Source organism: Pelagibacterium flavum (assembly GCF_025854335.1).
GTDB lineage: Bacteria > Pseudomonadota > Alphaproteobacteria > Rhizobiales > Devosiaceae > Pelagibacterium > Pelagibacterium flavum.
In genome coordinates, this window is record NZ_CP107716.1 from 606678 (window position 1) to 630968 (window position 24291).

26 protein-coding genes are annotated in these 24291 nt (G+C 61.7%); 9 read left to right on the plus strand and 17 right to left on the minus strand.

Annotation, left to right across the window (positions count from 1 at the left end; genetic code table 11):
* Window positions 1-143: 143 nt before the first annotated feature.
* The 3 genes from OF122_RS03110 (at window position 144) to OF122_RS03120 (ending at window position 2830) form a co-directional block, all read left to right on the plus strand.
* On the plus strand, window positions 144-935 hold the full coding sequence (locus OF122_RS03110) for a thermonuclease family protein (RefSeq protein WP_264226388.1): 792 nt from the start codon (window positions 144-146) through the stop codon (window positions 933-935).
* Window positions 932-2404 (plus strand): M48 family metalloprotease, encoded by a 1473-nt coding sequence (locus tag OF122_RS03115; protein ID WP_264226389.1) that lies wholly within the window; start codon window positions 932-934, stop codon window positions 2402-2404. Before OF122_RS03110 ends, OF122_RS03115 begins: the two co-directional genes overlap by 4 nt.
* Before the next feature lie 153 nt (window positions 2405-2557).
* Window positions 2558-2830: a hypothetical protein gene (locus OF122_RS03120; RefSeq protein WP_264226390.1), complete on the plus strand. Its 273-nt coding sequence runs from the start codon at window positions 2558-2560 to the stop codon at window positions 2828-2830.
* 61 nt (window positions 2831-2891) lie between these two features.
* Here OF122_RS03120 and OF122_RS03125 read toward each other — a convergent pair whose 3' ends face one another.
* The 7 genes from OF122_RS03125 to OF122_RS03155 form a co-directional block, all read right to left on the minus strand.
* A complete protein-coding gene (locus OF122_RS03125; protein WP_264226391.1) occupies window positions 2892-3455 on the minus strand; it encodes a CarD family transcriptional regulator in 564 nt (187 codons plus the stop codon).
* A gap of 490 nt (window positions 3456-3945) precedes the next feature.
* Window positions 3946-4392 carry a c-type cytochrome gene (locus OF122_RS03130; protein WP_264226392.1) on the minus strand — a complete coding sequence of 149 codons (447 nt, stop codon included), beginning with the start codon at window positions 4390-4392 and terminating at the stop codon, window positions 3946-3948.
* Window positions 4389-4832 (minus strand): c-type cytochrome, encoded by a 444-nt coding sequence (locus OF122_RS03135; protein WP_264226393.1) that lies wholly within the window; start codon window positions 4830-4832, stop codon window positions 4389-4391. Before OF122_RS03135 ends, OF122_RS03130 begins: the two co-directional genes overlap by 4 nt.
* On the minus strand, window positions 4829-5380 hold the full coding sequence (locus OF122_RS03140) for a methylamine dehydrogenase light chain (protein ID WP_264226394.1): 552 nt from the start codon (window positions 5378-5380) through the stop codon (window positions 4829-4831). The genes OF122_RS03135 and OF122_RS03140 overlap by 4 nt, the downstream gene beginning before the upstream one ends.
* 23 nt (window positions 5381-5403) lie before the next feature.
* A complete protein-coding gene (gene mauD, locus OF122_RS03145) occupies window positions 5404-6003 on the minus strand; it encodes a methylamine dehydrogenase accessory protein MauD (RefSeq protein WP_264226395.1) in 600 nt (199 codons plus the stop codon).
* 24 nt (window positions 6004-6027) lie between these two features.
* The gene (locus tag OF122_RS03150) at window positions 6028-6558 is read right to left on the minus strand and encodes a MauE/DoxX family redox-associated membrane protein (RefSeq protein WP_264226396.1); all 531 of its coding nucleotides are present in this window, start codon (window positions 6556-6558) and stop codon (window positions 6028-6030) included.
* Window positions 6555-7718, minus strand: a complete 1164-nt coding sequence (locus OF122_RS03155; protein ID WP_264226397.1) for an amine dehydrogenase large subunit — start codon at window positions 7716-7718, stop codon at window positions 6555-6557. The genes OF122_RS03150 and OF122_RS03155 overlap by 4 nt, the downstream gene beginning before the upstream one ends.
* A 166-nt stretch (window positions 7719-7884) precedes the next feature.
* On the opposite strand from OF122_RS03155, the gene OF122_RS03160 reads away from it, so the two are divergent.
* Window positions 7885-8808: a helix-turn-helix domain-containing protein gene (locus OF122_RS03160; protein WP_264226398.1), complete on the plus strand. Its 924-nt coding sequence runs from the start codon at window positions 7885-7887 to the stop codon at window positions 8806-8808.
* 7 nt (window positions 8809-8815) lie between these two features.
* Here the strand turns inward: OF122_RS03160 and fdxA are convergent, their stop codons facing one another.
* The 3 genes from fdxA to OF122_RS03175 form a co-directional block, all read right to left on the minus strand.
* Window positions 8816-9154 (minus strand): ferredoxin FdxA, encoded by a 339-nt coding sequence (fdxA, locus tag OF122_RS03165; protein ID WP_264226399.1) that lies wholly within the window; start codon window positions 9152-9154, stop codon window positions 8816-8818.
* 181 nt (window positions 9155-9335) lie between these two features.
* Window positions 9336-9665, minus strand: a complete 330-nt coding sequence (locus tag OF122_RS03170; protein WP_264226400.1) for an RNA-binding S4 domain-containing protein — start codon at window positions 9663-9665, stop codon at window positions 9336-9338.
* A gap of 5 nt (window positions 9666-9670) precedes the next feature.
* Entirely contained in the window at window positions 9671-12616 is a 2946-nt protein-coding gene (locus OF122_RS03175) for a helicase-related protein (protein WP_264226401.1), read from the minus strand.
* 442 nt (window positions 12617-13058) lie between these two features.
* Between OF122_RS03175 and OF122_RS03180 the strand changes: the two genes are divergently transcribed.
* The 3 genes from OF122_RS03180 to OF122_RS03190 all read left to right on the plus strand — a co-directional run bounded on the left by OF122_RS03180 (window position 13059) and on the right by OF122_RS03190 (window position 15509).
* Window positions 13059-13592 (plus strand): AAA family ATPase, encoded by a 534-nt coding sequence (locus OF122_RS03180; protein WP_264226402.1) that lies wholly within the window; start codon window positions 13059-13061, stop codon window positions 13590-13592.
* A gap of 73 nt (window positions 13593-13665) precedes the next feature.
* Window positions 13666-14262 (plus strand): ArsR/SmtB family transcription factor, encoded by a 597-nt coding sequence (locus OF122_RS03185; protein ID WP_264226403.1) that lies wholly within the window; start codon window positions 13666-13668, stop codon window positions 14260-14262.
* Entirely contained in the window at window positions 14259-15509 is a 1251-nt protein-coding gene (locus OF122_RS03190; RefSeq protein ID WP_264226404.1) for an MFS transporter, read from the plus strand. Before OF122_RS03185 ends, OF122_RS03190 begins: the two co-directional genes overlap by 4 nt.
* On the opposite strand, the gene OF122_RS03195 is transcribed toward OF122_RS03190, so the two are convergent.
* Together OF122_RS03195 and OF122_RS03200 are read right to left on the minus strand one after the other, a co-directional pair.
* Window positions 15506-15973: a hypothetical protein gene (locus tag OF122_RS03195; RefSeq protein ID WP_264226405.1), complete on the minus strand. Its 468-nt coding sequence runs from the start codon at window positions 15971-15973 to the stop codon at window positions 15506-15508. The genes OF122_RS03190 and OF122_RS03195 overlap by 4 nt on opposite strands.
* 93 nt (window positions 15974-16066) lie before the next feature.
* Window positions 16067-16855 carry a DUF3108 domain-containing protein gene (locus tag OF122_RS03200; RefSeq protein WP_264226406.1) on the minus strand — a complete coding sequence of 263 codons (789 nt, stop codon included), beginning with the start codon at window positions 16853-16855 and terminating at the stop codon, window positions 16067-16069.
* A gap of 316 nt (window positions 16856-17171) precedes the next feature.
* On the opposite strand from OF122_RS03200, the gene rpmB reads away from it, so the two are divergent.
* Both rpmB and OF122_RS03210 read left to right on the plus strand, forming a co-directional pair.
* A complete protein-coding gene (gene rpmB / locus OF122_RS03205; protein WP_264226407.1) occupies window positions 17172-17456 on the plus strand; it encodes a 50S ribosomal protein L28 in 285 nt (94 codons plus the stop codon).
* A gap of 210 nt (window positions 17457-17666) precedes the next feature.
* A complete protein-coding gene (locus OF122_RS03210; RefSeq protein WP_264226408.1) occupies window positions 17667-18302 on the plus strand; it encodes a VUT family protein in 636 nt (211 codons plus the stop codon).
* 28 nt (window positions 18303-18330) lie between these two features.
* On the opposite strand, the gene OF122_RS03215 is transcribed toward OF122_RS03210, so the two are convergent.
* From OF122_RS03215 to OF122_RS03235, 5 genes are all read right to left on the minus strand, one after another.
* Entirely contained in the window at window positions 18331-19374 is a 1044-nt protein-coding gene (locus OF122_RS03215; RefSeq protein WP_264226409.1) for a M42 family metallopeptidase, read from the minus strand.
* Between the two features lie 9 nt (window positions 19375-19383).
* Window positions 19384-20367 (minus strand): esterase-like activity of phytase family protein, encoded by a 984-nt coding sequence (locus OF122_RS03220; protein ID WP_264226410.1) that lies wholly within the window; start codon window positions 20365-20367, stop codon window positions 19384-19386.
* Between the two features lie 20 nt (window positions 20368-20387).
* A complete protein-coding gene (cobT, locus tag OF122_RS03225) occupies window positions 20388-22271 on the minus strand; it encodes a cobaltochelatase subunit CobT (RefSeq protein WP_264226411.1) in 1884 nt (627 codons plus the stop codon).
* 166 nt (window positions 22272-22437) lie between these two features.
* The gene (gene cobS, locus OF122_RS03230; protein WP_014132065.1) at window positions 22438-23418 is read right to left on the minus strand and encodes a cobaltochelatase subunit CobS; all 981 of its coding nucleotides are present in this window, start codon (window positions 23416-23418) and stop codon (window positions 22438-22440) included.
* Window positions 23419-23609: 191 nt separating this feature from the next.
* Complete coding sequence (locus OF122_RS03235) at window positions 23610-24269, minus strand: J domain-containing protein (RefSeq protein WP_264226412.1); 660 nt, start codon at window positions 24267-24269, stop codon at window positions 23610-23612.
* Window positions 24270-24291 lie beyond the last annotated feature (22 nt).

Below are 24291 nucleotides of genomic sequence, written 5' to 3' on the forward strand. Positions count from 1 at the left end.
ACGGCTTGCGCGGACAATAGTGATGATTTTTGCCGCAATTGAGTGCACAGTGGGGCACAGTCGAATCCGAAGCATCGCGGGGAATGTGGAGGGTCAGTCCGAAAAATTGCCGCTCGAGGCCGAATTTGCTCAGACGTTTGCTCGTGACGACACTTCTCATGACCGTGCCGGGCGTTGCGCCTGCCCTTTCCCAGACGTGCGATGAACTGCAAGCCGGGCCTTCGGGCCGGGTGGTTTCGATTTCGGACGGCGATACATTCGATCTCGACAGCGGACTGACCGTGCGGCTGGTGGGTATTCAGGCGCCCAAACTGCCGCTGGGACGGGAAGGGTTCGAGGCCTGGCCGCTGGGCGATGAGGCCAAGGCCACCATCCAAGACCTGGTGATGGGGCAAGAGGTTGCGCTCTATTACAGCGGGGAAAACCGCGATCGCCACGGGCGGGCGCTGGCCCATGTAATGGTTGAACGCGATGGGGAAATGATCTGGGTGCAGGCCGAAATGCTGCGTCTGGGCCTCGCTCGGGTTTATTCGTTCCCCGACAACCGCTCTTGCCTCGATGTCCTTTATGCCGCCGAGGCGCAGGGGCGGGCCGATCGGCTCGGCATCTGGCGCGATCCCTATTACGCGATCCGCAACGGCGCCGATCCGCAATCCCTGCTCGATCGGGTCGGCGGGTACGAACTGGTGGAAGGTCGGGTGCTCAACGCCGAACGGGTGGGCAGTCGGGTCTATCTCAATTTCGGGCGCATCTGGCGCGAAGATTTTACTGCCGTAATCGAGAGCCAAGGATTGCGGGTCTTTGAGCAAGCGGGTATCGATCCGCTTATGTTCGATAATGGCGTCATCCGGGTGCGCGGCTGGATCGAGAGCGCCGACGGGCCGCGCATTGATGTTACCCATCCCGAGCAGATCGAGGTTCTGGCAAGGCCATGAGCGAGAGGACACTGACACGTCGCGCCTTTCTGTCGGGCACGGGCCTTGTGCTTGTGGCTTCGGTCGCCGGCTGTTCGGGACTGATCGGTGGATCGGACATCGCCACGCGCCAGACGGGCGGCTCGGCACCGGCGGTGCCGGCGGGAACTGACCCCGAGGATGCCGTGATCGGGTTGCGAGAGCACCCGCGCATTATCGCTTCGTATGGCGGGGTGTATGAGCACCGCGCCACCGAACTGATGCTGGCGCGGATGGTCTCGAAACTTCTGGCGGCGGCGGGCCAGCCGGCGACGCAATTTACGATCACCATTCTCGACTCATCGGAAGTGAACGCCTTCGCCTTGCCCGGCGGGTTCATCTATGTGACTCGCGGCATTCTTGCCCTCGCCAACGACATGAGCGAACTGGCGGCGGTCATCGCCCACGAGATCGCCCATGTGACCCTGCGCCATGCGCGGGCTCGCTCGGCGCGGGTGCGGACCACCGAGCTTGTCGATCGGGTGATCACCGGGGTTCTGGGCGGGGTGATCGACGCCAATGCCACAGCGGAGCGCTCGGCGCAGAACCTTGCGGCGTTCTCGCAGAACCAAGAGCTCGAAGCCGACCGCGAGGGCATCAAGATCGCGGCGAGGGCCGGGTACGATCCGCATGCGGCGGCACGGTTCTTGACCGCAATGGGGCGGTTTGCGCAATTTGTGAGTGCGGCGAACGGAGGCGAAGATTTCCTCTCCACGCATCCTTCGACGCCCGACCGTATCCAGCGGGCGATCAACGAAGCGCGCAATTATGGCGAACCCGGCGTGGGGATTACTGACCGGCAGGGCTATCTTTCCGCCGTGGACGGGATCACCTTTGGGGATTCCAACAAGCAGGGTGCGATCGTCGGGCAGCGCTACATCTCGCCGCAATACCGGCTGACCTTCACCGTGCCGTCCGACTATACGCTGCAGATGTCCAATCAGGCCGTTGTGGCGGTGGCTGGCGATGGGGCGGCGTTGCGGTTCGACAGCGCGCAGGTGCCTTCTTCGACATCGCTGGCCGATTACCTGCGCTCGGGCTGGATTGCCGGGCTGCAGCCGGAAACGGTAACCACGCGCACCATCAACGGCATCGAAACGGCGACGGGGCGGGCCCAGACCGACGAATGGTACTTCGATGTGACCGTGGCGCGGATCGACGATGCCGTGTTCCGCTTCATCTTTGCGGGGCGCGCCGACACTTCGGCGTTCCGCAGCGCAGCGCAGCGCACCATCGAAAGCCTGCGGCGCACACAGCAAAGCGATCTTGCCGCCATACGCTCCATCAAACTGGGGCTGGTGCGGGCGGGCAGCAACGACAATGCCGATACGCTGGCGCAGCGCATGAGCCAGCTCAATCGCGGGCGCGAGCTGTTTTTAGTGCTCAACAATCTGCTGCCGGGCGATCCGGTGGAGACGGGTGCGTCCTACAAGGTCGTGCGGGTGGATTAGCGCAGGTCGCGCGGATGTGGCTCCCGGCCGGCCCGGGACTGCGATCCTGGCTTTGAAGACCGATGTGCCCGCCTCACCCATCAAGCACAAGACCTTAACCGAAATTTTGACATTACCCGATCAAGGGTTCTGCTGAAGGCGCATAAATTGCGCTTGTACCTTTTTGAGCCGGTTGGGGGCAAAGTGAAAAGAACAGTCATTGTCGGTCTCGCAGCGATCATTCTATCCGGATGCCAGACGGTTTCACCGGAAACGCGCCTGAAAAATCTTCGGCAACTCTGCGATATGAGCGGGTTCTCCGAAAAGAACCTCCCGCAGGCAAACGAGGTTTGCGTGGGGTATCTGGTGGAAGATGCGGGCCAAAAAGGTCAGATTTCGGCTGAAGACTACGCGACGCTGCGGGCCTTGATATCGGAGCCGCGATAGGCAGAAAAAAAGGCCGGTCGCTGGGACCGGCCTTTTTCGTATTGATCGCAAGCCTTGCAAATTACGCTGCGGCTTCCTCGGCGGGATCGGCTGCGTCGGATTTGCCGCGGCGCGGGCTCTTGGCGAGGTTCTTGGTGATGAGCTTGACCGCTTCGGTCAGCGTGATCTTGTTTACAGAAGCGATTTCGCGGCTCATGCGGTCCATGGCCTGCTCGAAGAGCTGGCGTTCGGAATAGGACTGCTCGGGCTGTTCCTCGGAACGGTAGAGGTCGCGGACCACTTCGGAGATCGCAATGAGATCGCCCGAATTGATCTTGGCCTCGTATTCCTGCGCGCGGCGGCTCCACATGGTGCGCTTGACGCGGGCACGGCCTGTGACGGTTTCGAGCGCCTTGGTGACTTCTTCAGGTTCGGCCAGCTTGCGCATGCCCACGGAGTTGATTTTGGCAACGGGCACGCGGAGCGTCAGCTTGTCCTGTTCGAAGCCGATGACGAACAGTTCGAGAGAAAGTCCTGCGACTTCCTGTTCCTCGATGGACTGGATCAGGCCAACACCGTGAGATGGATAAACGATATACTCGCCGGTCTTGAAGCCCGCGCGCTGCGTGGTCTTTTTAGTTGCCATATTGGCTACTCCTGTTGACGCCTTGTTCCGTTCAGCATTCAGGTGAAAGCTGAACGGACCCAATTCTTGTTTGTCGCGCTTCCGAAACGGAAAAGTGTTTCCACTTTTCCTGGAAGCGCTTTTGGCGGACGCGCTCATTGCGGCAGACGCGTCTCGCCCAATTTCCTGATCCCAGGTCAGGATCATTTTTCAGTCGCACAACTCTCCCGGCCGGTTCCGCTGGCTTCCGGTCGGTTGGTTATCTTTTTTTGGCTTGTTTCACAAAAAAGTGCCCTTCGGGGCACAGGTTAGCGTGAGGGCTGATGCAACTGGTTGTGGGCACAATACCACAGTTTGATGACAAAATCAAAAGTTACGAATCAACCGCCGCGCAGCGCCTATTCCTATGGCGTGCGGCTTGCAACGTCATATGGTGCGCCGGCGCGCAATTTTCAAGACAAGCGCCTGTTGACCGCCCGAAGCCGGCCACAGCTGATTTGCGCGGATGTCTTTATGGCCAGGGATAATCGGCGGTTTCGATACCCATGGTTTGCAGCAGAGCCGCCACTTGGCGACGGTTTTCCACAATGTCAGGTATGGCGATGGCGCGGCGTTCGGTCACCTCGGCCGCCGTGAAGGGTTCGTAGGGCTCGGGCAGGGAATCACCAGCCCAGGTTTCCATGACATAGTTCATGACAGCGGCGATCTCGGAATCGGACAGCCCCGATCCGGCGACGCCGGGGACGTGCATGAGATAGGTGCGGCCCTCATCGATGCCGGCAAAGGCGCCGACCATTCCGTTGAAGTCAAATATTCCGGCGGCAGGGGCGCCCGACCCGCTCATGCCGTGGCAGCCGGCGCAGCGCAGAACATAATTTGTGTGCGCCGATTTCTCCTGGGCCTGACCGATGGTGGCAAGGCTGAGCAGCGCGATTGTGGACAGCACGATGAGCTTCACTGGCTACCCTCTCGCATTGTTCTGAGGTCGGCGTGGGAGGGCGGGGCCTGGCGCAGCGCCGCAACCATCTCGATGTCCAGTTCAAGGCTGGTGCCGTTGATGGTTGTGAGCAGATAGGTGCCCAGCGCGGCGATCTGATTGTCCGAGAGATGGGTATGGGGCGGCATGACGAGACCGGCATAAATTTGACCGTTGACGGTGACGGTGCCGGCGAGGCCCGAAAGCATCACACCGGCAACGTAATGGGGTGCGTCATCGCCCAGGCTTTCAAACAGCGCGGGATCGTTGATCGGTGGGGCGAGCCCGGGCACGCCCGATCCATCAGGCATGTGGCAGGCGCCGCAGACCGCGCCGAACTGGCCCGCGAAATCGTCCTGGGAAAATCCCGGCGCCGCACAAAGCAGCGCCGGGAGCAGGACCAGGCTGGCAATCCTGATCACTCGGCAAGGCCCACGACGATGGCGACCGTGCAGTGATAGCCCTTCGACGCGTTGGCCATGCACCAGTTGATGTCGTTGTAGAGCCCCATGCGATAGCCCGGCCGTTCGCCTTCGGAGGTGAAGCAGAACGAGCCCGAGCAGGACGCCTTGCCGCAGCAATCGTTGTAGGAAACGAGGTAGTCACGGCCGTCATTGGGGTTGGCGCAGGTGCCGACCCAGGCAACCGAGGACGCTTCCGAGCCCGGCGGGCACTGGTCGATGGCACCGCCGCAATCATTGCACAGATTGCCGTCCAGCGCGCAGTACCGCCAGTATTCGCAAGCGGTCTGGTCGCCATCGGCAGAGGCGCCTTCCTGGCCGAATGCCATGCCGAAATTGCGGTCATAGGGCAGCATGGGCAACATGGTGCCGCCCACGACACCACCGACAACAGCGGCGCCGGCTTTGGCAAGGAAGTTGCGCCTGCCTGTCTTTTGGGCGACCTGACGGGCGGAGTTTTCGGCCCGCTTGTCCATCCAGGCCAGAAGAGAGTCGATCAAACCGTTCATATCTAGTGCTCCCTTAAGCGCGTTCAGTTGGTGGCCGGAATTGGGGCGTCGAGGTAGTTCTGGATTGAGCCGACGCCCATTTCGGAGGCGTTGAACAGGCTCTCGAGTTGTTCGCGATTGTTGATGAGACCCTTGGCCTTGATGGTGCCGTGCTCATCGAACAGCACGGCAAACGGCAGGCGCGAGACGCGATAGGCAAGGCCGAGCTCGGTGGACACCACATAGGGGAAGTCCGTGAGCTTTGCGGTGTCGATGAAGCGCTTGTGCTTGTCGACCTCGCCATCGCTGGCCAGCACCACATCGAGCCATTTGCCCTCGTCGGATTTGACCGAGCGCAGGATGGGCAGGAGCTTCTTGCACACCGGGCAGGTGGGCGAGACGAAAAAGACCAACGTGGAACGGTTGGGTTTGGGGCCGATGGTTACCGCGCCGCCATTGAGGTTGGGCAGGGTGTAAACCGGCGTTGTATCGCCGATTTTGGGGCCGGAATCGTTGACCAGGGCGCCCATGGGGGAAACGCGCTCAAACAGCACGCCTATCTGGCGGGCGAGGGCAAAGACGACGACGATCAGGGCGAGTACGATCACCCAGAGGACGCCAACGGCAAAAATCAGTGCATTCATGTCATTCATCCAAAAATTGGCCCTTTAGCGCTTCAAAGAAAAGCGCGCGGCGTTGGCCAGAAGCTGTTCGACGGCGATAAAGCCCAGCCAGAGCGTGAACCCGGCTCCGATCGCGGCAATTGCGCCTTCGAGATTGAGGGTGATGGGGGCGAACAGCGCGCTGGCCGCCAGCGCGGCAATTGCGATGTTGCGCCCGATCAGCGACCAGGAGAGCGGCTGTGCCGCGCCACCACAACCGCATTCGATCCGGTCCCTGCCCCGCCGCAGGTTGATCGCCATGCCGCCGGCATAGCCGAGCAGCAGGGCCATGGCGATCAGGGCGCCGAACGGTGCCCCGCCGGGTAGAAGGAAGGCGAGGACGACTGCGGTTTCGGTGGCAACGATGGCCGCCGAAACGGGCCGCACCATGCTCTCGGGCACCAACTGATAGTCAGCGACAAAGCCGGTGAACTCGGTGAAGTCGGCCAGCTTGTGCCATGCGGCGCGGGCAAAGAGCAGCGCGATAAAGGCGCCGGCCGTGCCCGCGAGCAGGGTCAGAAAATCGGCGCTGCTCATTGGGCCACCGACACAAGGGTCGCCCAACCGCGCGAGTCGGTGGAGGCCTCGTGCTTGAGGACGTATTTGGCTTCCGGGTCGGACGAGAAGATCTCAAGGGTCGCCTCGTGCTCGTTGACGGCATAGAGCATGGGAGCTTCCGCGTCGGTGGCGGAGAGCGAAATGACGCCTTCGACATGGGTGCGGTAGAGCACCGTGTCTTCGGAAACATCATAGGCCCAGATTTCCTCGGACGCGTTCTTGTGGGAACCGTCATAGGGCTCTGAGTGCATCGTCACGAACAGGATGTCTGCAGTGGGGCTGTAGGCGAACAGATCGTAGCCGCCAGGTGCCCAGGCATCCTCGACATCGTCGGTGATTGAAGCCGTGTCGAGCAGAGCAACCGCCTCGCCCGAATCGTCAACTGTAATCAGATCACCATGGTAGGTGATGAAGGCCAGGGCTTCGCCGATGCGTTTGCCGGGAATGAAGATGGGATTTTCGTCGGGATCGAATATGGCTTCGGAAACCGAACGGGTCGCCTCGCTGCCGTCGGCGCCCAGATCGAAGCTGGCAAAAGTGCCATCGCCGCAGGCGGTGGAAAAGCCATACCCTTCGAGGGTGGGATAGATGCCGAAGCAACCGGGCGTCGGGACTTCCTGGATCACTTCACCGGCCTCGACATCGACCACGGTGACCGATGTGGCAGGGGTGGCGTTCTGGACATAGACCAGTTTGCCGTCGGCGCTCATGGCCAGATATGGCGCGTAGGCTGCCACCATGGCCGCCTTGGCGGGCAGGATGATTTCGGACGTGATGGACAGGGTCGCGACGTCATAGATTTCGAGCACGTGCTCGATATCGCCATGGGTGATACGGGTCATGTAGGTGGACTGGCCGTAAGCGGTGGTCCCGTCGGGCGAGATCAGCATCTGGCCCATGGCGCCGGCGGTGAGGTTGCCCTTGTAGGTCAAATCTTCGGCCGACCAGACCTGAATCGACCCGGCACCATCCCAAGACTGGGCGTTGGAAAATATGTTTGGACCCGGATCGATCGTCTCCTTGACCGTAAGGGTCTCGGGAGCGATCGGTTCGGGCGTATCAGCATTGTCCTGCGCGTATGCCGGAAGCGTCAGGGCAGTGCCAAGAGCCAGTGCCAGAAGATAGGGTTGCCTCACCATGCGGGTCTCCATCGCGTTCAATGGCGGCAAGCTTAGGCAGGGCGTGCGCGCCGGCGCTATCCAGTTTGACTCTGATTGGTGCATAAATTTTGGGCAATAAAAGTCATTGACCAATTTGAAGGCTGGTGGCTAGCATGGCTGCGGATCAACCTCTGGTCGCCCGTCTATGCTTGCCTTCCATCACGCTGATTATGCCGACGCCTTCGAGCAGGAAACTGGACTCGTGGGCTGGTCGCAGCATTACGACCAGCTCGGGCGTGGCCGGTACTCAGGCAGTATCGATACGCTGGCCCTGCCAGGCATGACGATCTATCGCGAAAGGATCGGTGTTCCGATCCTGCAGGAATCGGCCGGACCAAAGGGACGGGTGCTGTTTGCCATTCCACTGGGGGCAGACGGGAGCTGGCGGGTGGAGGCAAGCGCGCTGGCCAGCCGGTCGCTGGCGATCGCGCCGGGCGGACAGGAGGTGGTGATCGTAGGCAGCGCGCCGTCGGACCTTTTGATCGTGAGCGTGGAAACCGAATTGCTCAAAGCCCATCTCCCCGAGATGGATTTTTCAACGCCAGCCATGCTCGAGCGGTGCCCGCAGGTGCAAGGGATGACCGACTGGCTGCTGTCGCTGCTTGAGGCGCATCGGACCGGGCGGGCACCGGCCGGTGCGCAATACGACCAGGTGCTCAAGGGCTTGCTGCTCGATCGCCTTGTGAGCTTGGCAGGAAGCGCCAAAGGCGCTGGCATATTGTTCTGCCCGACCGTCGCAAGCAACTACCGGCGTGTCCGCGACTATATCGCAACCCAGGCAGGCGAGCCGTTATCGGTGGGGGAAATGGCCCAAGCCATCGGGATGGAGCCGGTGCAATTGCGGGCGCTGTTCAGGCACGTCACCGGGTTGTCGCCGAGCGAATGGATACGGATCAAACGTCTCGACGCGGTACGGCGGGAATTGTCGAACGGCGTAGGGGCGGGCCAGACCGTATCTGATGTGGCGATGAACTGGGGGTTCTGGCATCTGGGACGATTTGCCCAGTATTACGCCGCCAAGTTTGGCGAGACGCCGTCCGAGACGCTGGCCCGAAGCCGGACCACCTGATTCCGGATCAATCGCCTTCGCCGGGCTCTTCGGAGAAATACTTCTCGAACTTGCCTTCGACGCCATCCATTTCCTTGGCTTCAGGCAATTCGTCCCGCTTTTCGGTCAGATTGGGCCAGACCGATGCGTATTTGGTGTTGATCTCAAGCCACTTTTCCAACCCCGGCTCGGTATCGGGCTTGATGGCGTCCGCGGGGCACTCAGGCTCGCACACCCCGCAGTCGATGCACTCGTCGGGGTGGATGACCAGCATGTTTTCACCTTCATAAAAACAATCGACCGGGCAGACTTCCACGCAGTCGGTGTATTTGCATTTGATGCAATTGTCGGTGACGACATAGGTCATGGGGCAATCCTGATAGCTGGCTGGTGTGAGGAAATGGCCAAGCGCATGCTTGCTAAACGGTTTTGGCGCGGCTTTCAAGGCACCCGCTTGCCAAGAAAGCGCGGCAAAAGCGATCAGGATTCCGGTTTTTCCAGGGTCGGCAGATTGTCGTTTCTTTCGAAACGCCGATCTGCCTCCCTTCTTAGTTTTCGGGCTTCCGAACCGAAAAAGTGGGAGCCACTTTTTCTGGAAGCCCTTGAGGCGAAATATCCTCGTAAAGGGTTGCCGCAACGGTTGCCGAACCGCGCCGATCGGCATTTGCCACGATGCGCAACACCCGCAATCTCGTGTGGATCTGGATCGTCAATCCGTCGCCTGCACCAACCTTGCGATCAGTGTCGAGAACGCGCTGGCCATTGACCCGCACGGCGCCGGATTCAATGAGTTTCTGGGCCAGTGTGCGGGTCTTGGTGATGCGGGCATGCCAGAGCCATTTGTCGAGGCGCTGGCGGTCCGGCGTCTCGGCAGGCATCGGCCCTATTTGCGGGTCTTGAGCGCGGCGAGCGCTGCAAAGGGCGAATCGGGATCGATGGGCTTTTCGCGGCGTTCGGGGCGGGGCCGATCGTTTCCACGGTTCTCATGGCCACGATTGTCATGATGTCCGCCCTTGCCGGGTTGGCCCGATTTTCCGCCCTTGCCCTTGAAACGCTGCTGGCCCCCGGGGCGCGGAGGACGATTGCCCTCACGCTTGCCGCGTTCGGGACGGGTGCGCTCGGGACGGCGACCGGCCGGGAACCACACTTCGTCGAACTCGGGTTCGGCGGGTGTCGCTGCATCAGATTCGGCAGGCACCGGTGCGGGTTCGGCATCGGCGGTTGCCTCGGGAGCGGGCACGGACTCGTCAGTGACGGCTTCGGTCACCGCCTCGACGGGAGCCCCTTCGAGCGCCGCTTCGGCCAGGGGTGTGGCAGGTGCGGCTTCGGCGTGAGCGACATCAGCAGAAGGCGTTTCTGGCGCCTCAGCGGGCGTTGTTTCGGCCGGCGCCTTGGGGGTGCGGCGAAGGCGGTAGCCCAAGGATTTCAGAATCGAGGCAAAGTCCTCGCCAGCACAGCCCAAAAGCGAGGTCATTTCGACGGTGACCCGGAAGCCGTTGGCCTCGGCGGCGCCTTCGGGCGGCGGCGTATCGACGGGGCGGTTGGCGTCATAGGCGACGAGCGGGCGAATGATGTCGGCGAGGCGCTCGAGGATATCGACGCGCACGATGCGCTCGCCGGCGACCTTGAAGCCCGCGACCTCGTATAGGCGGCGGTCGAAAGTGGGATCGATGGGGAAGGAGGTGCGGCCCGAGAGGATAATGTGGGGCAATTCGGAAATGCCCGGCTGGCGCACGCCGCCATGTTTGAGCCCCCAAAGGATCAGAGCCAGCTCACGCGGGGCGGGCTTGAGGGTCAGGGGCAGATAGATATGGTGGGCACCAAATTTCACGCCGAGCTTGCGCAGCTTGGCGCGGGTGTCCTGATCGAGACCTTTGACCTCTTCAGCGATTTCGGGGCGCGCAATGATGCCCAGATTTTCGGCCAGCCGGAAAGCAATGCCGCGGGCGGCGCCTTCGAGTTCGGCCGGTTCGAGCAGGGCAATGACCTGTTCAAGCTGGGTGTTGATGTGGTGGCGCAGCCAGAGCGAAAGCCGATCCTCGACCTTTTCGAGATCAGGGCTCGAAAGACTTTCATCGGCCAGGATGATGACGCGGGGGGCAAAAAGCGTTGCGCCTTCGGCCAGTTCGGCAACCAATTCACCGCGCCAGCGGATCACGCCATCGGTCGCCAGCACGAACTCCTCATTGGGAGCGCCAGCCAGGCGGTCCGCGCGCCGGGCGATTTCCGGAGCGACGACGGAGGTGGCCGCGGTGCGCAGGTTTTTGGAATCGGCTTCGCCGTCGATGCGCGAGAGCGTGAATCGGAACCCTTCGATCGTGCCGATGACATGGCCTTCGATCGCAAGTTCGCCTTTTTCGGTGATTTCTGGTGATACCATCTGCTTGTCTCTAAGATGACGCATCAGCACACTGGTCCGCCGGTCGACGAAACGCTGGATAAGCCTTTCGTGCAGGGCGTCGGACAAAGCGTCCTCGATCGCTCGGGTCGTTTTCTGCCAGTGAGTGGGGTCTTCCAGCCAGTTCCTGCGGTTAGAAATGAAGGTCCAGGTCCGAATCTGGCGGATTCGGTTGGACAGCGTATCGATGTCGCCAACCGTATTGTCGCAGAACCTGACCTGCTCGGCAATCCAATCAGCGTCTATCCGTCCAGCTAATGCAAGGCCGGAAAATACGCGGGTGACGATTTCCCCATGGGCGGCGGGAGAAATGTCGCGGAAATCGGGGATCTGGCAGCAAGCCCAGGCCATCTCGACCCGTTCACGCGAATTGGCCAGTTGTCCTTCTTCGCGGCGGAGGAGAAATTCGAGGGCCCGCTGGTCGGTGGCGACGGGGACGCGGGTGAGGGCCGGGTGCTCGGGCGTGACCTCCAGGCTGTTGTGCAGCGCCGAAAGGGACGAAAAATCAAGATCGCGATTGCGCCACTGAAGCTGTTTGACGGGCGCGAAATCATGGGCTTCGAGGGCGGCAATGGTTTCCTCGTCAAAGGAATCGGTGCCGCCGGTCACACCAAACGTTCCGTCGCGCATGTGGCGTCCGGCGCGCCCGGCGATCTGGCCGATTTCGGCAGGAGTCAGGGGGCGGAACTGCCGGCCGTCATATTTGGAATCGGAGGCAAAGGCGACATGGGTGACGTCGAGATTGAGCCCCATGCCGATGGCGTCAGTAGCGACGAGAAATTCGACATCGCCGTTCTGGAACAAATCGACCTGGGCGTTGCGGGTGCGCGGGGAGAGCGAGCCCATGACAACGGCCGCTCCGCCACGCTCGCGGCGCAACAGTTCGGCAATCGCGTAAACTTCCGAGGCGGAAAAGGCGACGATGGCCGAGCGGCGCGGCAGGCGCGAGATCTTTCGCGAACCGGCCCAGCTCAGCTGGGAAAAGCGTGGGCGGAAGGTGATGTCGGCGTGGGGCAAAAGGCGTCGGATGACCGGCTCCATGGTCTGGGCGCCCAAGAGCAGGGTTTCGGCGCGACCGCGTGCATGCAGCAGGCGGTCGGTAAAGACGTGACCGCGATCGAAATCGGTGGCGGTCTGAATTTCGTCTATGGCCACAAAATCGGCCATCATGTCGGTGGGCATGGCCTCGACCGTGGCGACCCAGTAACGGGCGGCCTTGGGCACGATGCGCTCTTCACCAGTGACCAGCGCGACCGATGATTCCCCGGCCCGTTCGACGACCCGGTTATAGACCTCGCGCGCCAAAAGGCGCAGCGGCAGGCCGATAACGCCCGAGCGATAGGCCAGCATGCGCTCGATGGCATAGTGGGTTTTGCCCGTATTGGTTGGGCCGAGCACGGCCTTTACGGCCTGGGATACAATTGCGTTCATCGGCTCTGGGAAAGGGCAAGGGTAAAGTCTTTTGCCCCGCAAGGTGGTGTATCAAAGCGGGAAAGGCAATGGCCGGACGGCGGGCAAATTTAACAATTTGAACGAAAACGGAACAAACGCGAACCGAATCGGGGAGCGGGACTGAATCCCGATTTGTTCCCTACAGCATATGGTGGTGGGGTTGGGCCATGGGCACTAAAGCGGTGCCAATCGCGATCGTGGTCGCGAAAAAGGCGTCAAAACCGTTCATTCCGGTTACCAGTCGGTTAACAGAGCTGGAATCGAGGCAAGTGCTGACGAGGCGTTAAGCCAATTTTTTTATCCGGAAGGGGAGCGTAAAGACGCGATGACCCGGTTGCCGGGGCAAAAATTCTTTCATTTTGACGAAAAAGACTTTGACCGTCCCGAAATGGGACGCGGAGGGTGTTGCGGTGGGGAGGATATGAGCGAGAAATTTGTGGTGATTTCGGGCTGTTCGGGTGGGGGCAAGTCTACCCTGCTGACCGAACTAGGCGCGCGCGGCTTTGCGACGGTCGAGGAGCCCGGACGCCGGATTGTTGCCCAAGAGATGGCCGGTGCCGGGCTTGCTTTACCGTGGATCGACATGGCTGCGTTTGCGCGAAAGGCCATGGCGCTGGCGCTGGAGGATCGGGCGCGGGTCGAGGACCAGCAGAGTTGGGTGTTTTTCGACAGGGGGCTGGTCGATGCCGCCGCGGCGCTTGATGCGGCGGGCCCGGACGGCTTGGATCGCGCTCTAATAGAAGCGAATCGCTATCATCGGACGGTTTTTCTGACCCCGCCCTGGCGCGAGATTTATGTGACCGATTCCGAACGCCAGCATGGGTTTGCGGAGGCGGTTGCCGAGTATGAGCGGTTGGAGGGGGCTTATCCGGCGCTTGGTTATGATGTTGTCGTTCTTCCCAAGACCGGTGTTTCCGCGCGGGCCGACTTCATTCTGGACGCGCTTTGCGACTGATTGCAAATAAATGTTTGCAAAATAATCTTTGCGATTGTAGCCTGATGGCAAATGACGCCATCGAGGCTTTGCAATGCGTGAAATTTCCAGAATCGTACCCGATCCAAAAGCGCTCAAGGCGCTGACCCATCCCGACCGGCTCAAGATGCTCGGCATATTGCGCATGGAGGGTCCCCAGACCGCTACGACGCTGGCTGAACGGCTGGGGCTCAATTCGGGGGCGACGAGCTATCATCTGCGGCAGCTGGCCGAGCACGGGTTCATCGAAGCCGATGAGGCGCGTGGCAACAGGCGCGACCGGTGGTGGAAGGCGCGGCACGAAGCCACGATGATCGAACCCGCCGAGGCCGAGCCCGGCGAAGCCTACGACGCCAGCATGGCGATGATGCAATCGGTGGTCAGCCACCACGCGGCGGCGATGCAGCGGGCCCATGAAGGGTTTGCCGATCTGCCCCAGGACTGGAAGAAGGCGCAGACCTTTTCCGATTACACCATCGCGATGTCTGCCGAGGCGGCGCAGGCGTTGGTGAGCGAGATCCACGCGCTTTTGATGCAGCACAAGGCCGAGGCGCCCGCGCCGGGTGAGGAATTGCCCGAGGGCTGGCGGCCCTTCACGGTGCATCTGCATGGCTTCCCCTATCGGCCCTTCGGCAAGGGAGAGGACAAATGAGCGGACGGGGTGATTTTTTCGCGCTGGTCGTCGCGCAGACCTTTTCGATTTCGGGCACCCGGCTATCGGTGATCGCCATTCCCTGGCTGGTCCTGAGCATAACCGGCGATCCGGTTCTGACCGGGCTCGTGGTGTTCGCCGAAATGGCGCCCTATGTGCTGGCCAAGGCACTGGGCGGGCCATTGATCGACCGGGTCGGGCCGCGGCGGGTCTCGGTCCTGGGAGATTTTTTCGGACTGTTTGCGGTGGGGGCGATACCGCTTCTGGCTGCTTTCGATCTGCTTAGCGTACCGTTGCTGTTTCCGCTCGTGGCGCTGGTCGGGCTGTTGCAGGGGCCGGCCGACGCGGCAAAGCACGCGCTGGTGCCGCTGGTGGCGCGGCGCGGCAAGCTGCCACTCGAGCGGGTGACCGGCGTTGTGGGCACCATCGAGCGGCTGGCCTCGACAGTTGGAGCGGGCGCTGCGGGGGCCCTGGTGGCACTGGTCGGGCCGGCCATGGCGCTCAGTTTCAACGCCGTGACCCTTGGCTTTGCGGCGGCGATTCTGTTGCTCGGGGTCCGGCCGGGAACGCGGGAGATTCCCGAAGCGACAGAGCCCAAACCTGAGACCAGCTATGGCAGCGAACTTAAGGAAGGATTTGCCTTCTTGCGCGGCGATGTGGTGCTGGTGGGGATCGCTGTGATGGTGGCGGTCACCAATCTGCTCGATCAGGCATATGCTGCTGTTCTGGTGCCGGTCTGGGCGCAGAACAGCGGGCGCGGGGCCGAAACGCTGGGGCTCGTCTTTGCGGTCATGTCGGGGTTTTCCGTGCTGGGCGCCATGGTGGCCACAGCGCTGGGCGAAAAGATGCCGAGGCTGCCGGTTTATGTGGGAGCCTTCATGATCATTTCTTTGCCGCGCTTTGCGGTCTTCGCATTCGATGCGCCGCTCATGGGCATTCTTGCAACGCTTGCGTTGGCCGGTTTCGCCTCGGGGTTTTTGAACCCCATTATTTCGGCGGTGATCCTGGAACGGATACCGGAAAAGCTGATCGGGCGCGTCTCATCGCTGGTCACGGCCTCGGCCTGGGCGTTCATGCCGTTCGGGGGAATTTTCGGAGGAGCGCTGATCGCCGGGCTGGGGCTTTCGGCGGCGTTCTTTGTGGCGGGGGTTTGTTATCTGGCGATGACGTTGATGCCGCTGGTGTTCAAAGGGTTTCGTGGGTTTTCGGAGCGACCGCTGGAGGCTGGCCGAGCGCGCGCAATTTAAATGCGCGGTGGGCGGTTGCTGGCCAGCTCCAGGCGGCGTGCCATGCCTCTCGGCGTGAAACAGAAGACCGCGATTGTCGCCAGCCACGCCATGCTGAGGGGCGGAAACGGAAGGGGCGTGAAAAGCAGGAAGAGCGGCCCAGTCAGTAACAGTATTCCCTGCAAGGGCGTATACAGGGCGAATGGCAACAGCACGGGAAGAAGGCCGATCAACGGGTGCCAACCGGCATCCCGTGCGCGGCGGATCGAGATGCCGACAATGGAGAGAAGGAAGGTTGCCGAGGCAGTCAGTGTGGCCAAAAACACGAGGGCAAGTCCTGCTCCACATTGGCCGGCGTTTGCAGAGCAATCGCCCATGGACAACCCGAACAGCGTGAAGGCCACTGCGAAGACAGCAAGGATCACACCGGCCCTGATCAACAGGGCAACAGCGTAAGATTTTCCGCTCAGCGGTTTGGTGAACATCCCCATATGCCCCCGGGTTCAATTGCGCAGGCATTTGGTGCGGCCCGTCGCAATCAGGCAAGTTCAACCGGTGGGCTTGGTAAACACGCTACTTTAGCTGAGACCGACCAGAACCATCGAAATATCGCCAAAGCTTGAGCCCATCAGGACACGGTAGGGGATGAAAAAGCCCGAATCGCGCAAGGGCATGTACCAGACCAGCATGCGGTTGGAATCGCGCAGATAGGCGGTGATTTCGGAGGTTTCGAAATGGCCGGAAACGGGCACGTAGCGCATGGCGCAAAGGACCACAGGGCCCTGATAGGCGGTGCGGGTCGAGGTGGCGGTGGTGGTTTCGACAAAGCTTAAAGGCATATCGAAGCGCTCGATGCCGGTATAGATGCGCAGGGTGCGGTTGCAGAGCGTTCCGTCGAGGGCCTGGCCGCGCAGGATGAAGGCGGCGAGCGGGTCGTTGACACCGGAGCGGTGGGAGGCGTCGACCGGGACGCGGTCCGGGTTCTCGCTCAGGGGCGGGGTGACGTCGCCGACCGAGGCGTTGCCGCCCGAATAGGTGGTCTGGAGCGCGAAGCGCTCGTTGGCGGTGCGGGTTTCGAGATAGAAGCGGCTCGACTGCAGGCCGGTGGCGGTGATCGCACCGCCCGAATTGACGGCGCCTGAGCCTTGCGCCACAACCTGGGCAAGCCCGGTGACGTCGGCGACGACGTCAAGCTGATAGCTTGAGCCTTCGAGGCCGAACCTTATATCGACCGTGGAAACGTTGATGCCGCCGATCGAGACGATATAGGAGGCAATCGATCCCTGCTGCTGCGCGGCGGCGGGCGCTGCAAGGCCGAAAACGAGGAGGGCACCGAGGGCGAGAGAAGAAAGGGAAAGGCGTTTCACGCGTGTCTCGTTCATGTTCATACGGCCACAACTCGGATTCGCGCCCCACGAATCAAATGAAGGGTTACGTTGCCCGTTGGGATTCGGCCTGTCCAGCACTGCGGCGAGATAAAAGCCGGCTCAATGCGCGCTAGCGCTTGACGGATGGGGGGGCTTTCTCTATATCCCCGGCCAAAGTTTCTTCCACTTTGGAGCACTGCCAAGAAAAAGTGTTTGGCGCTTTTTCGGTTCGGCAGGGCGAACAGTTAAACAAACAAAACCCAATCGGTTGACTGGGAATTTCCCGGTCCCGATACGATTGACAGGAATTAAAACAATGGCACGGCGCTGTGAACTCACCGGCAAGGGCGTGTTGACCGGCAACAATGTGAGCCATGCGCTCAACCGGACCCGCCGCCGCTTTCTGCCCAATCTTTGCGATGTGACGCTGATCTCGGAATCGCTGGACCGTTCGGTCAAGCTGCGCATTTCCGCTTCCGCGCTGCGCACCGTCGAGCATCGCGGTGGTCTCGATGCTTTCCTTTTGAAGGCCAAGGACGAAGACCTTTCGGTTCGCGCCCTGGGCATCAAGAAGGAAGTTCGCGCCGCGATCGCCAGCTAAGGCGAACGACGCGCAAAAGTTTTCGCGCCGCGTGAGGGTAACCTGACGCGGCGTTCTTGTTTTCTTTCCGGTGGCGTTCTCTAAGAACGCTCCAAAGATGCACCGGCCACCTGCCGGGTCGCGTCGATGAAAAAGGGGCCGGAGACATTCCGGCTTCAAACATCAATCCGGCGGTCATCTTGCCGCTTATGGAAAAAGGACAACGACGCTATGGGCGTGCGTTTTTTCTGGGCCGTTCTGGCCATGGCGGTGGTGGTCACCGCATCGAACTATCTCGTTCAGTTTCCCGTTGAAGCCTCGCTCGGCGCGGTCAATCTCGCCGATATTTTGACCTGGGGCGCGTTCACCTATCCGGTGGCCTTTATGGTCAACGATCTGACCAACCGTCATTTCGGGCCCTCGGCGGCGCGGGTGGTGGTGCTTGTGGGCTTTGCCATCGCGGTTGTCTGGAGCATCTTTCTGGCTTCGCCGCGCATTGCGATCGCTTCGGGTTCAGCGTTCCTTATCGCCCAGTTTCTCGACGTTTCGATTTTCGACCGGCTGCGGGCCGGCAAATGGTGGCACGCGCCGCTGATCTCATCTGTCCTGGGTGCGGTGATCGACACGATCCTGTTCTTCGGCATCGCCTTTGCGGCAGCGTTCGCGTTTCTCGATACCGGACTGGGGCTGGACGATGGCTCGCTGCCCTTCCCGACGCCGTTCCTTTCGGTGGGGCCGGACGTGCCGCTCTGGGTGTCGCTGGCGGCCGGTGACTTCCTCGTCAAGATCCTCGTCACCCTTGTGCTGCTGGTACCCTACAAGGCGCTGCGACGGGCCATTCCCGACCGGGTCGTGTCAGTAGCGTAATGAAAAAAGGGGCCGTTTTGGCCCCTTTTTATTTGGCCTTGAGGTAGGCGACGATGATGTCGAGAGCGGCCTTGAGGTCGGATTTCTCGATCATTTCGGCAACCGTGTGGATGTAGCGGGTGCCCACGACGATGCCCACGGCGCGAGCCCCGGCTGCGGCTTGTTGGGCGGCGGCAGCATCCTGACCGCCTGAGGCGAGGATGGAGCGCTGGACGGGTATATCTTCCTTTTGCGCCAGTGCCTCGATTTCTTCTACCAGATCGAAATCGGCGATGAACGAACCGTCTTTTATGGTGAGGCCAACGCCCTTGCCCTGGGCGGTGACCATCTCGTTTTCGGGCACGCCGGGTGTGTCGCAGGCAAGCGTTGTATCGATGCCCAGTCCGATATCGGGCAGGACCGCAAAGGCGGCTGTGCGTGCGCCGCGCAGGCCGACTTCCTCCTGGGTGGTGAAGGCGACGTGGATTTCGCAATCGTGCTCGGCCCCGCTATCGGCCAACGCGCGGATGGCTTCGATGCCCAGCCAGCAGGCGACGCGGTTGTCGAGCGCCTTGGAGACGATCTTGTCGCCCATTTCGACGAGCGGCTCGTCCATGACGACAAAATCACCCACCCGGACTTTTGAGCGCGTCTCGGCGCCAAAACCGATATCGACGAAAAACTCCTTGATGGCGGGGATCTTTTTGCGGTCTTCGGGCGAGGAGATGTGCAGTGGACGCCCGCCTGCATTCATGACACCGGGATAGTCGCCTTCGGGGGTTACGACCTTGACGCGGCGCGCGAAGAGGGTGCGCGGATCGAAGCCGCCGACATTGTCGATGTGGATCCAGCCCTTTTCTGACACATGGGTGACGAGGAACCCGATCTCGTCCATGTGGCAGAGCAGCATGATCTTGAGCGGGTTTTTGGCCTCGGTGCGCGAGCGGCGAACGGCAATCAGCGATCCCATGGAATCGGTGCGGACCTCGTCGAACAATCCAACGATTTCGGTTTCGATGAGTTTGCGTACGCGGTGTTCGCGCCCCGGAACGCCGGGGGTTTCGCAAAGCGCGCGAAGCAGATCGATGTTCATGGGGAACTCCTAGTCGGGAAAGGAAAATTCGAGCAGCAGGGTGCGCTGAAAGGAATTGAAATTGTTGTCAGAGACGATGGTGACGCGGGTTTGGCCGTCGGGCAAGGTTCGCACGCCCAATCCCTCGAAATTGTCCACCGCGCTGCCCGAACCCGAAAGGATCACCTCGCCGACCATTGTGGCGCCGGGGCGGATCTCAGCGGCGGGGATGAGGCGGATTTGTATGGAAAAGGCGAGGAACGCCAGGCCGCGCTCGAGGACCAGCAGATCGCCATCGGGCAGGAAGGCGCAATCGGTGGGATTGACGCCGGGTGCTACTGCCAGGCCGAGATTGCCACGGTCACGATTGCCCAGCAATGTCGCGGCCCATTGGCCGGACACATGCTGGTGGCCCTCGGCTATGATCAGGGTCGAGCCGGCTATTGGAGAAGCGGGCGGGGCGATGCAGACCGATTCGATGGACTCGTTGGTGCGCAGATCGGTCAGCCATTGGGGAATGGCGATTTCGCGCGCCGGGCCCGAAGGGCGGCCATCTGAGAGGTTGAAATCGGCAATCCGCGACAGGTTCTCAAATCCGACGCGCACGGCTGCGGGCTGATTGTTGCGGATGACCACTTCGATGGCTTCGGAATCGGAAGAAAACTTGTTCGGAAGCGGATTGCCCGAGGAATTGCGGACAATATCGATCTCGACGTTGGACAGGCCGGCGGGGGCGCCATCGGCCAGCTCGAGCGCGCCCGAGAGGAAGCGCCCCTGATCGGTGACCATCACGAAGCGGGTGGCATCGATAAAGGCAAGGCCGGAAATGCCGCCGAAATCGGGGTGGGCGCTGGTCACCTCCAGCCCGCCCTCGAAAATCAGGCTGCCGACCGGCTCACCGATCGCAGCATTGCGAAAGCTGGCGATGGGTCGGGAGGAAACCTCGATCGCTTCGACGCTCGGGGACTGCGCGGACGCCGATGCTGCCGCCAGACCGAGCGTTATCGTGAGCAAGGAGGCGCTGGCGAAAAGTCTCAGCGCCGCCTCCGGGCTTCGCCGGGCAGTTCTTCATCGAACAGGGCGGCAAGATTGTCGGTCATGGCGCCGGCCAGTTCGTCCGCGTCGAGAATGGTGACGGCGCGACGGTAATAGCGCGTGACGTCATGGCCGATGCCGATGGCGACCAGTTGGACGGGCGAGCGGGTTTCGATCTCCTCGATCACGGCGCGCAGATGGGCCTCTAGATAATTGCCCGGATTGACCGACTGGGTGGAATCATCGACCGGTGCGCCATCGGAAATCACCATGAGGATACGGCGGTTTTCCGGGCGGTTGACGATGCGCTTGTGGGCCCATTGCAGGGCTTCGCCGTCGATGTTTTCCTTCAAGAGCCCTTCACGCATCATCAGGCCGAGATTGCGCTTGGCATGGCGCCAGGGTTCGTCCGCGCCCTTGTAGATGATGTGGCGGATGTCGTTGACGCGACCAGGATTGGGTGGGCGTCCCGCATCGAGCCAGGCTTCGCGCGATTTGCCGCCCTTCCAGGCGCGGGTGGTAAAACCGAGAATTTCCACTTTCACGCCGCAACGCTCCAGCGTGCGCGCGAGGATGTCGCCGCAGATGGCCGCAATGGTGATCGGTCGGCCGCGCATGGAGCCGGAATTGTCGATCAGGAGCGTCACGCAGGTGTCGCGGAACTCGGTGTCGCGTTCGGCCTTGAACGAAAGGGCCTGCAGGGGATCGGTCACGACACGGGTCAGGCGCGCGGTATCGAGCACGCCTTCCTCAAGGTCGAAATCCCATCCACGGTTCTGCTGAGCCATCAGGCGGCGTTGCAGCTTGTTGGCCAGTCGGGCGACGGCGCCGGCCAGATGCTCGAGCTGCTTGTCGAGCAATTGGCGGAGCTGATCGAGCTCTTCGGGCGGGCACAGATCGGCGGCCGAGATGATCTCGTCGAACTTGTCGGTGAAGATCTTGTAGGTTGGCTGGTTGGAGAGGCGCTGGCCGTCTTCACCCTGCGGAGGCGGGGCGGGGGCATCCTCGCCGGCTTCGGCCTGGGCGTCCTCGTCGGTGTCAGCACTGTCGGCTTCCATGCCTTCGACGTCGCCGGTTTCCTCGTGTTCGCCCGGCGCCTCGTCGGTGCCGTCCATATCCTGGTTGTCGGCGTCGCCGTCCTGCTCTTCGTCCTCGCCATTCATGGCCTGGTTGTTCTGGGCGTCCTGGTCGGAGCCCTCGGAATCATTCTGGTCGAACTGATCGGGATCGGCCTCGGCCAAAAGGTCGAGATCGCGCAGGATGGAGCGGGTCTTGCGTGAAAATTCGGTCTGGTTGTCGAGGAGGCTGGCCAATTCGTCCAGCGAAGCGCCGATGCGGCCCTCGAGCTTTTCGCGCCAGAGATCAACAATGGGGGCGCCTGAGGGTGGAATGGGGATGCCGGCGACCTTTTCGCGCATCATCAGCCCCAGCGCTTCGGCCAGCGGAGCATCAGCAATGTCTTTGACGTTGGCGTAATTTGCGCGGAACAGCCGGTCCTCGATCATTTCGGCGATGTTGCCGCTCATGCCCGCCATGCGCGAACAACCCAGCGATTCAACGCGCGCCTGTTCAAGCGCGTCGAAGGCGGCCTTGGCGTCGGGATCCTTTGGGGCGAGCCGGCGATGGGTGTCTGTGTCGTGGCTGGCCATGCGCATGGCCATGGCATCTCCCTGGCCGCGGGCGATGGCGATGTCGCGGGACGTCGGCAGGCGGGGCAGGGCAGCAAGGCGGGCCTTGTCGGCGGTCAGGATGGGCCGGTCTGCGGTAAAGCTCACTTCGAGGTCGTGCTTGCCTGCAATGGTGCGCACAGCCGCGCCGACAGCCGCCTTGAACGGGCCGGTGGGATCGGGCTTGTTGGCTTTGATGCGCGGAGGCTGGGCCATCTGTCTCTTCGTTCCGTGTCGCGCCGGGGAGGAAGGCCCCCTCACCCGGCTCTTCGAGCCGACCTCTCCCCAAGGGAGAGGTAGTGCACTTGGCGGCCCCCGGGATTACCTCTCCCTTTGGGGAGAGGCCACCGCGTCAGCGGCGGGTGAGGGGGCCTTTGCGGCGTTACGCCGAGATCGCCAGATTGGCGGCCGATTCGGGCAGATCGACCCCGAACACGCGCTGGTAGAATTCGGCGACCACGGGGCGCTCGAGTTCGTCGCACTTGTTCAAAAAGGTCAGCCGGAAGGCAAAGCCGATATCGCCGAAGATCTCGGCGTTTTCCGCCCAGGTGATCACGGCGCGCGGGCTCATCACTGTCGACAGATCGCCATTGATGAACGCCGAGCGCGTCAGATCGGCGACGCGGACCATGTTGGAGACCAGTTTGCGGCCCTCATCGTCCTTGTCGTAGCTCTTGGCCTTGGCCAGAACGATCCCGACTTCCTTTTCATGCGGCAGATAGTTGAGCGTCACAACGATCGACCAGCGGTCCATCTGGCCCTGGTTGATCTGCTGGGTGCCGTGATAGAGGCCCGAGGTGTCACCGAGACCGATGGTGTTGGTTGTGGCGAACAGCCGGAAGGCGGGGTGCGGGCGGATGACCCGGTTCTGGTCGAGGAGCGTCAGGCGGCCCGCCACTTCGAGCACGCGCTGGATCACAAACATCACGTCGGGACGTCCGGCATCGTATTCGTCGAACACCAGGGCAATATTGTTCTGGACGGCCCATGGCAGGATGCCGTCGCGGAACTCGGTGACCTGCTTGCCGTCGCGCAGGACGATGGCGTCTTTGCCCACAAGGTCGATACGGGAAACGTGGCTGTCGAGGTTGACGCGGACCAGCGGCCAGTTGAGCCGCGCTGCGACCTGTTCGATATGGGTCGATTTGCCCGTGCCATGATAGCCCTGCACCATGACGCGGCGGTTGAAGGCGAAACCGGCGAGAATGGCAAGGGTGGTGTTGCGATCGAACAGATAGTCCGGATCGATCTCGGGCACGTGGTCGGTGCGGTCTTTATAGCCCTTGACCACCATGTCGCTGTCGATCCCGAACAGATCGCGCACGGAATATTCGGTGTCGGGCAGGTTGGAAAACTCAGTCATAATTTGCCTCGTCTCGGGCGCACCGGATCGATGTTTTCCGATGCTAAGGCGCGTTCGGTCGCGTCTTTTAAGGAAAAATTCGGAGCGCTTATAGCAACACAACTGCCATAAACCTAGAGCGCGGGATGCCGCAAGCGTTCCGACCCTGTTTCATTCCGCTTTTCGCATTGCAGAAAAGGCGGGCGGGGTGGTCAGACAAAGCCGCGCTGCTTGAGATGGTTATAGGCCGAAATGATGTTGCGCAGCCGGTCTTCGGAGCCCTTGTCGCCACCATTGGCGTCGGGGTGGTGGAGTTTGACCAGGGCCTTGTAGGCTGACTTGATATCGTTCGAGGGTTTGCGGCCTTCAAGGCCCAGCACTTCAAAGGCGGCGCGGTCCTGGCCGGTAAGTGTGATGGTGCGCTCGGCGGCCTCGCCCTTGGCACCGGCATCCTGGCGGGCACGCGAGCGCAGGCGGGCGAAGACGCCATTGACGTCGCGGAACTGGCTGCCCGTATAATCGCGGGGCTTGTATTTTTTGGGTTGCGGGTCGGACTTGCCGAAGCGGTTGGAGCCATAGGCCCAGGTTTCGCGGCTGCCGGGCGCGTTCATCTTGGTTGCGTGGTCGGCGATTTCCTCGTCGTCCATGCCGGAGAAATAATTGTAGGCCTTGTTATAGTGGCGCACATGCTCGAGGCAGAAATTGTGGAACTGACCCTCCGAGCGCGCGCCCTTGGGCGCCTTGTGCATGCCGGGTTTTTCGCACCCTTCCCAATCGCACGCCGGATGCGCCGCGACCTGCTCCTCGACCTGGGTGCGCCGGGGCTTGATGCGAACGGAATCGAAGATCTTGGATTTGGAATTGATCGACATAAGAGCGGATAGGGACCTTGGT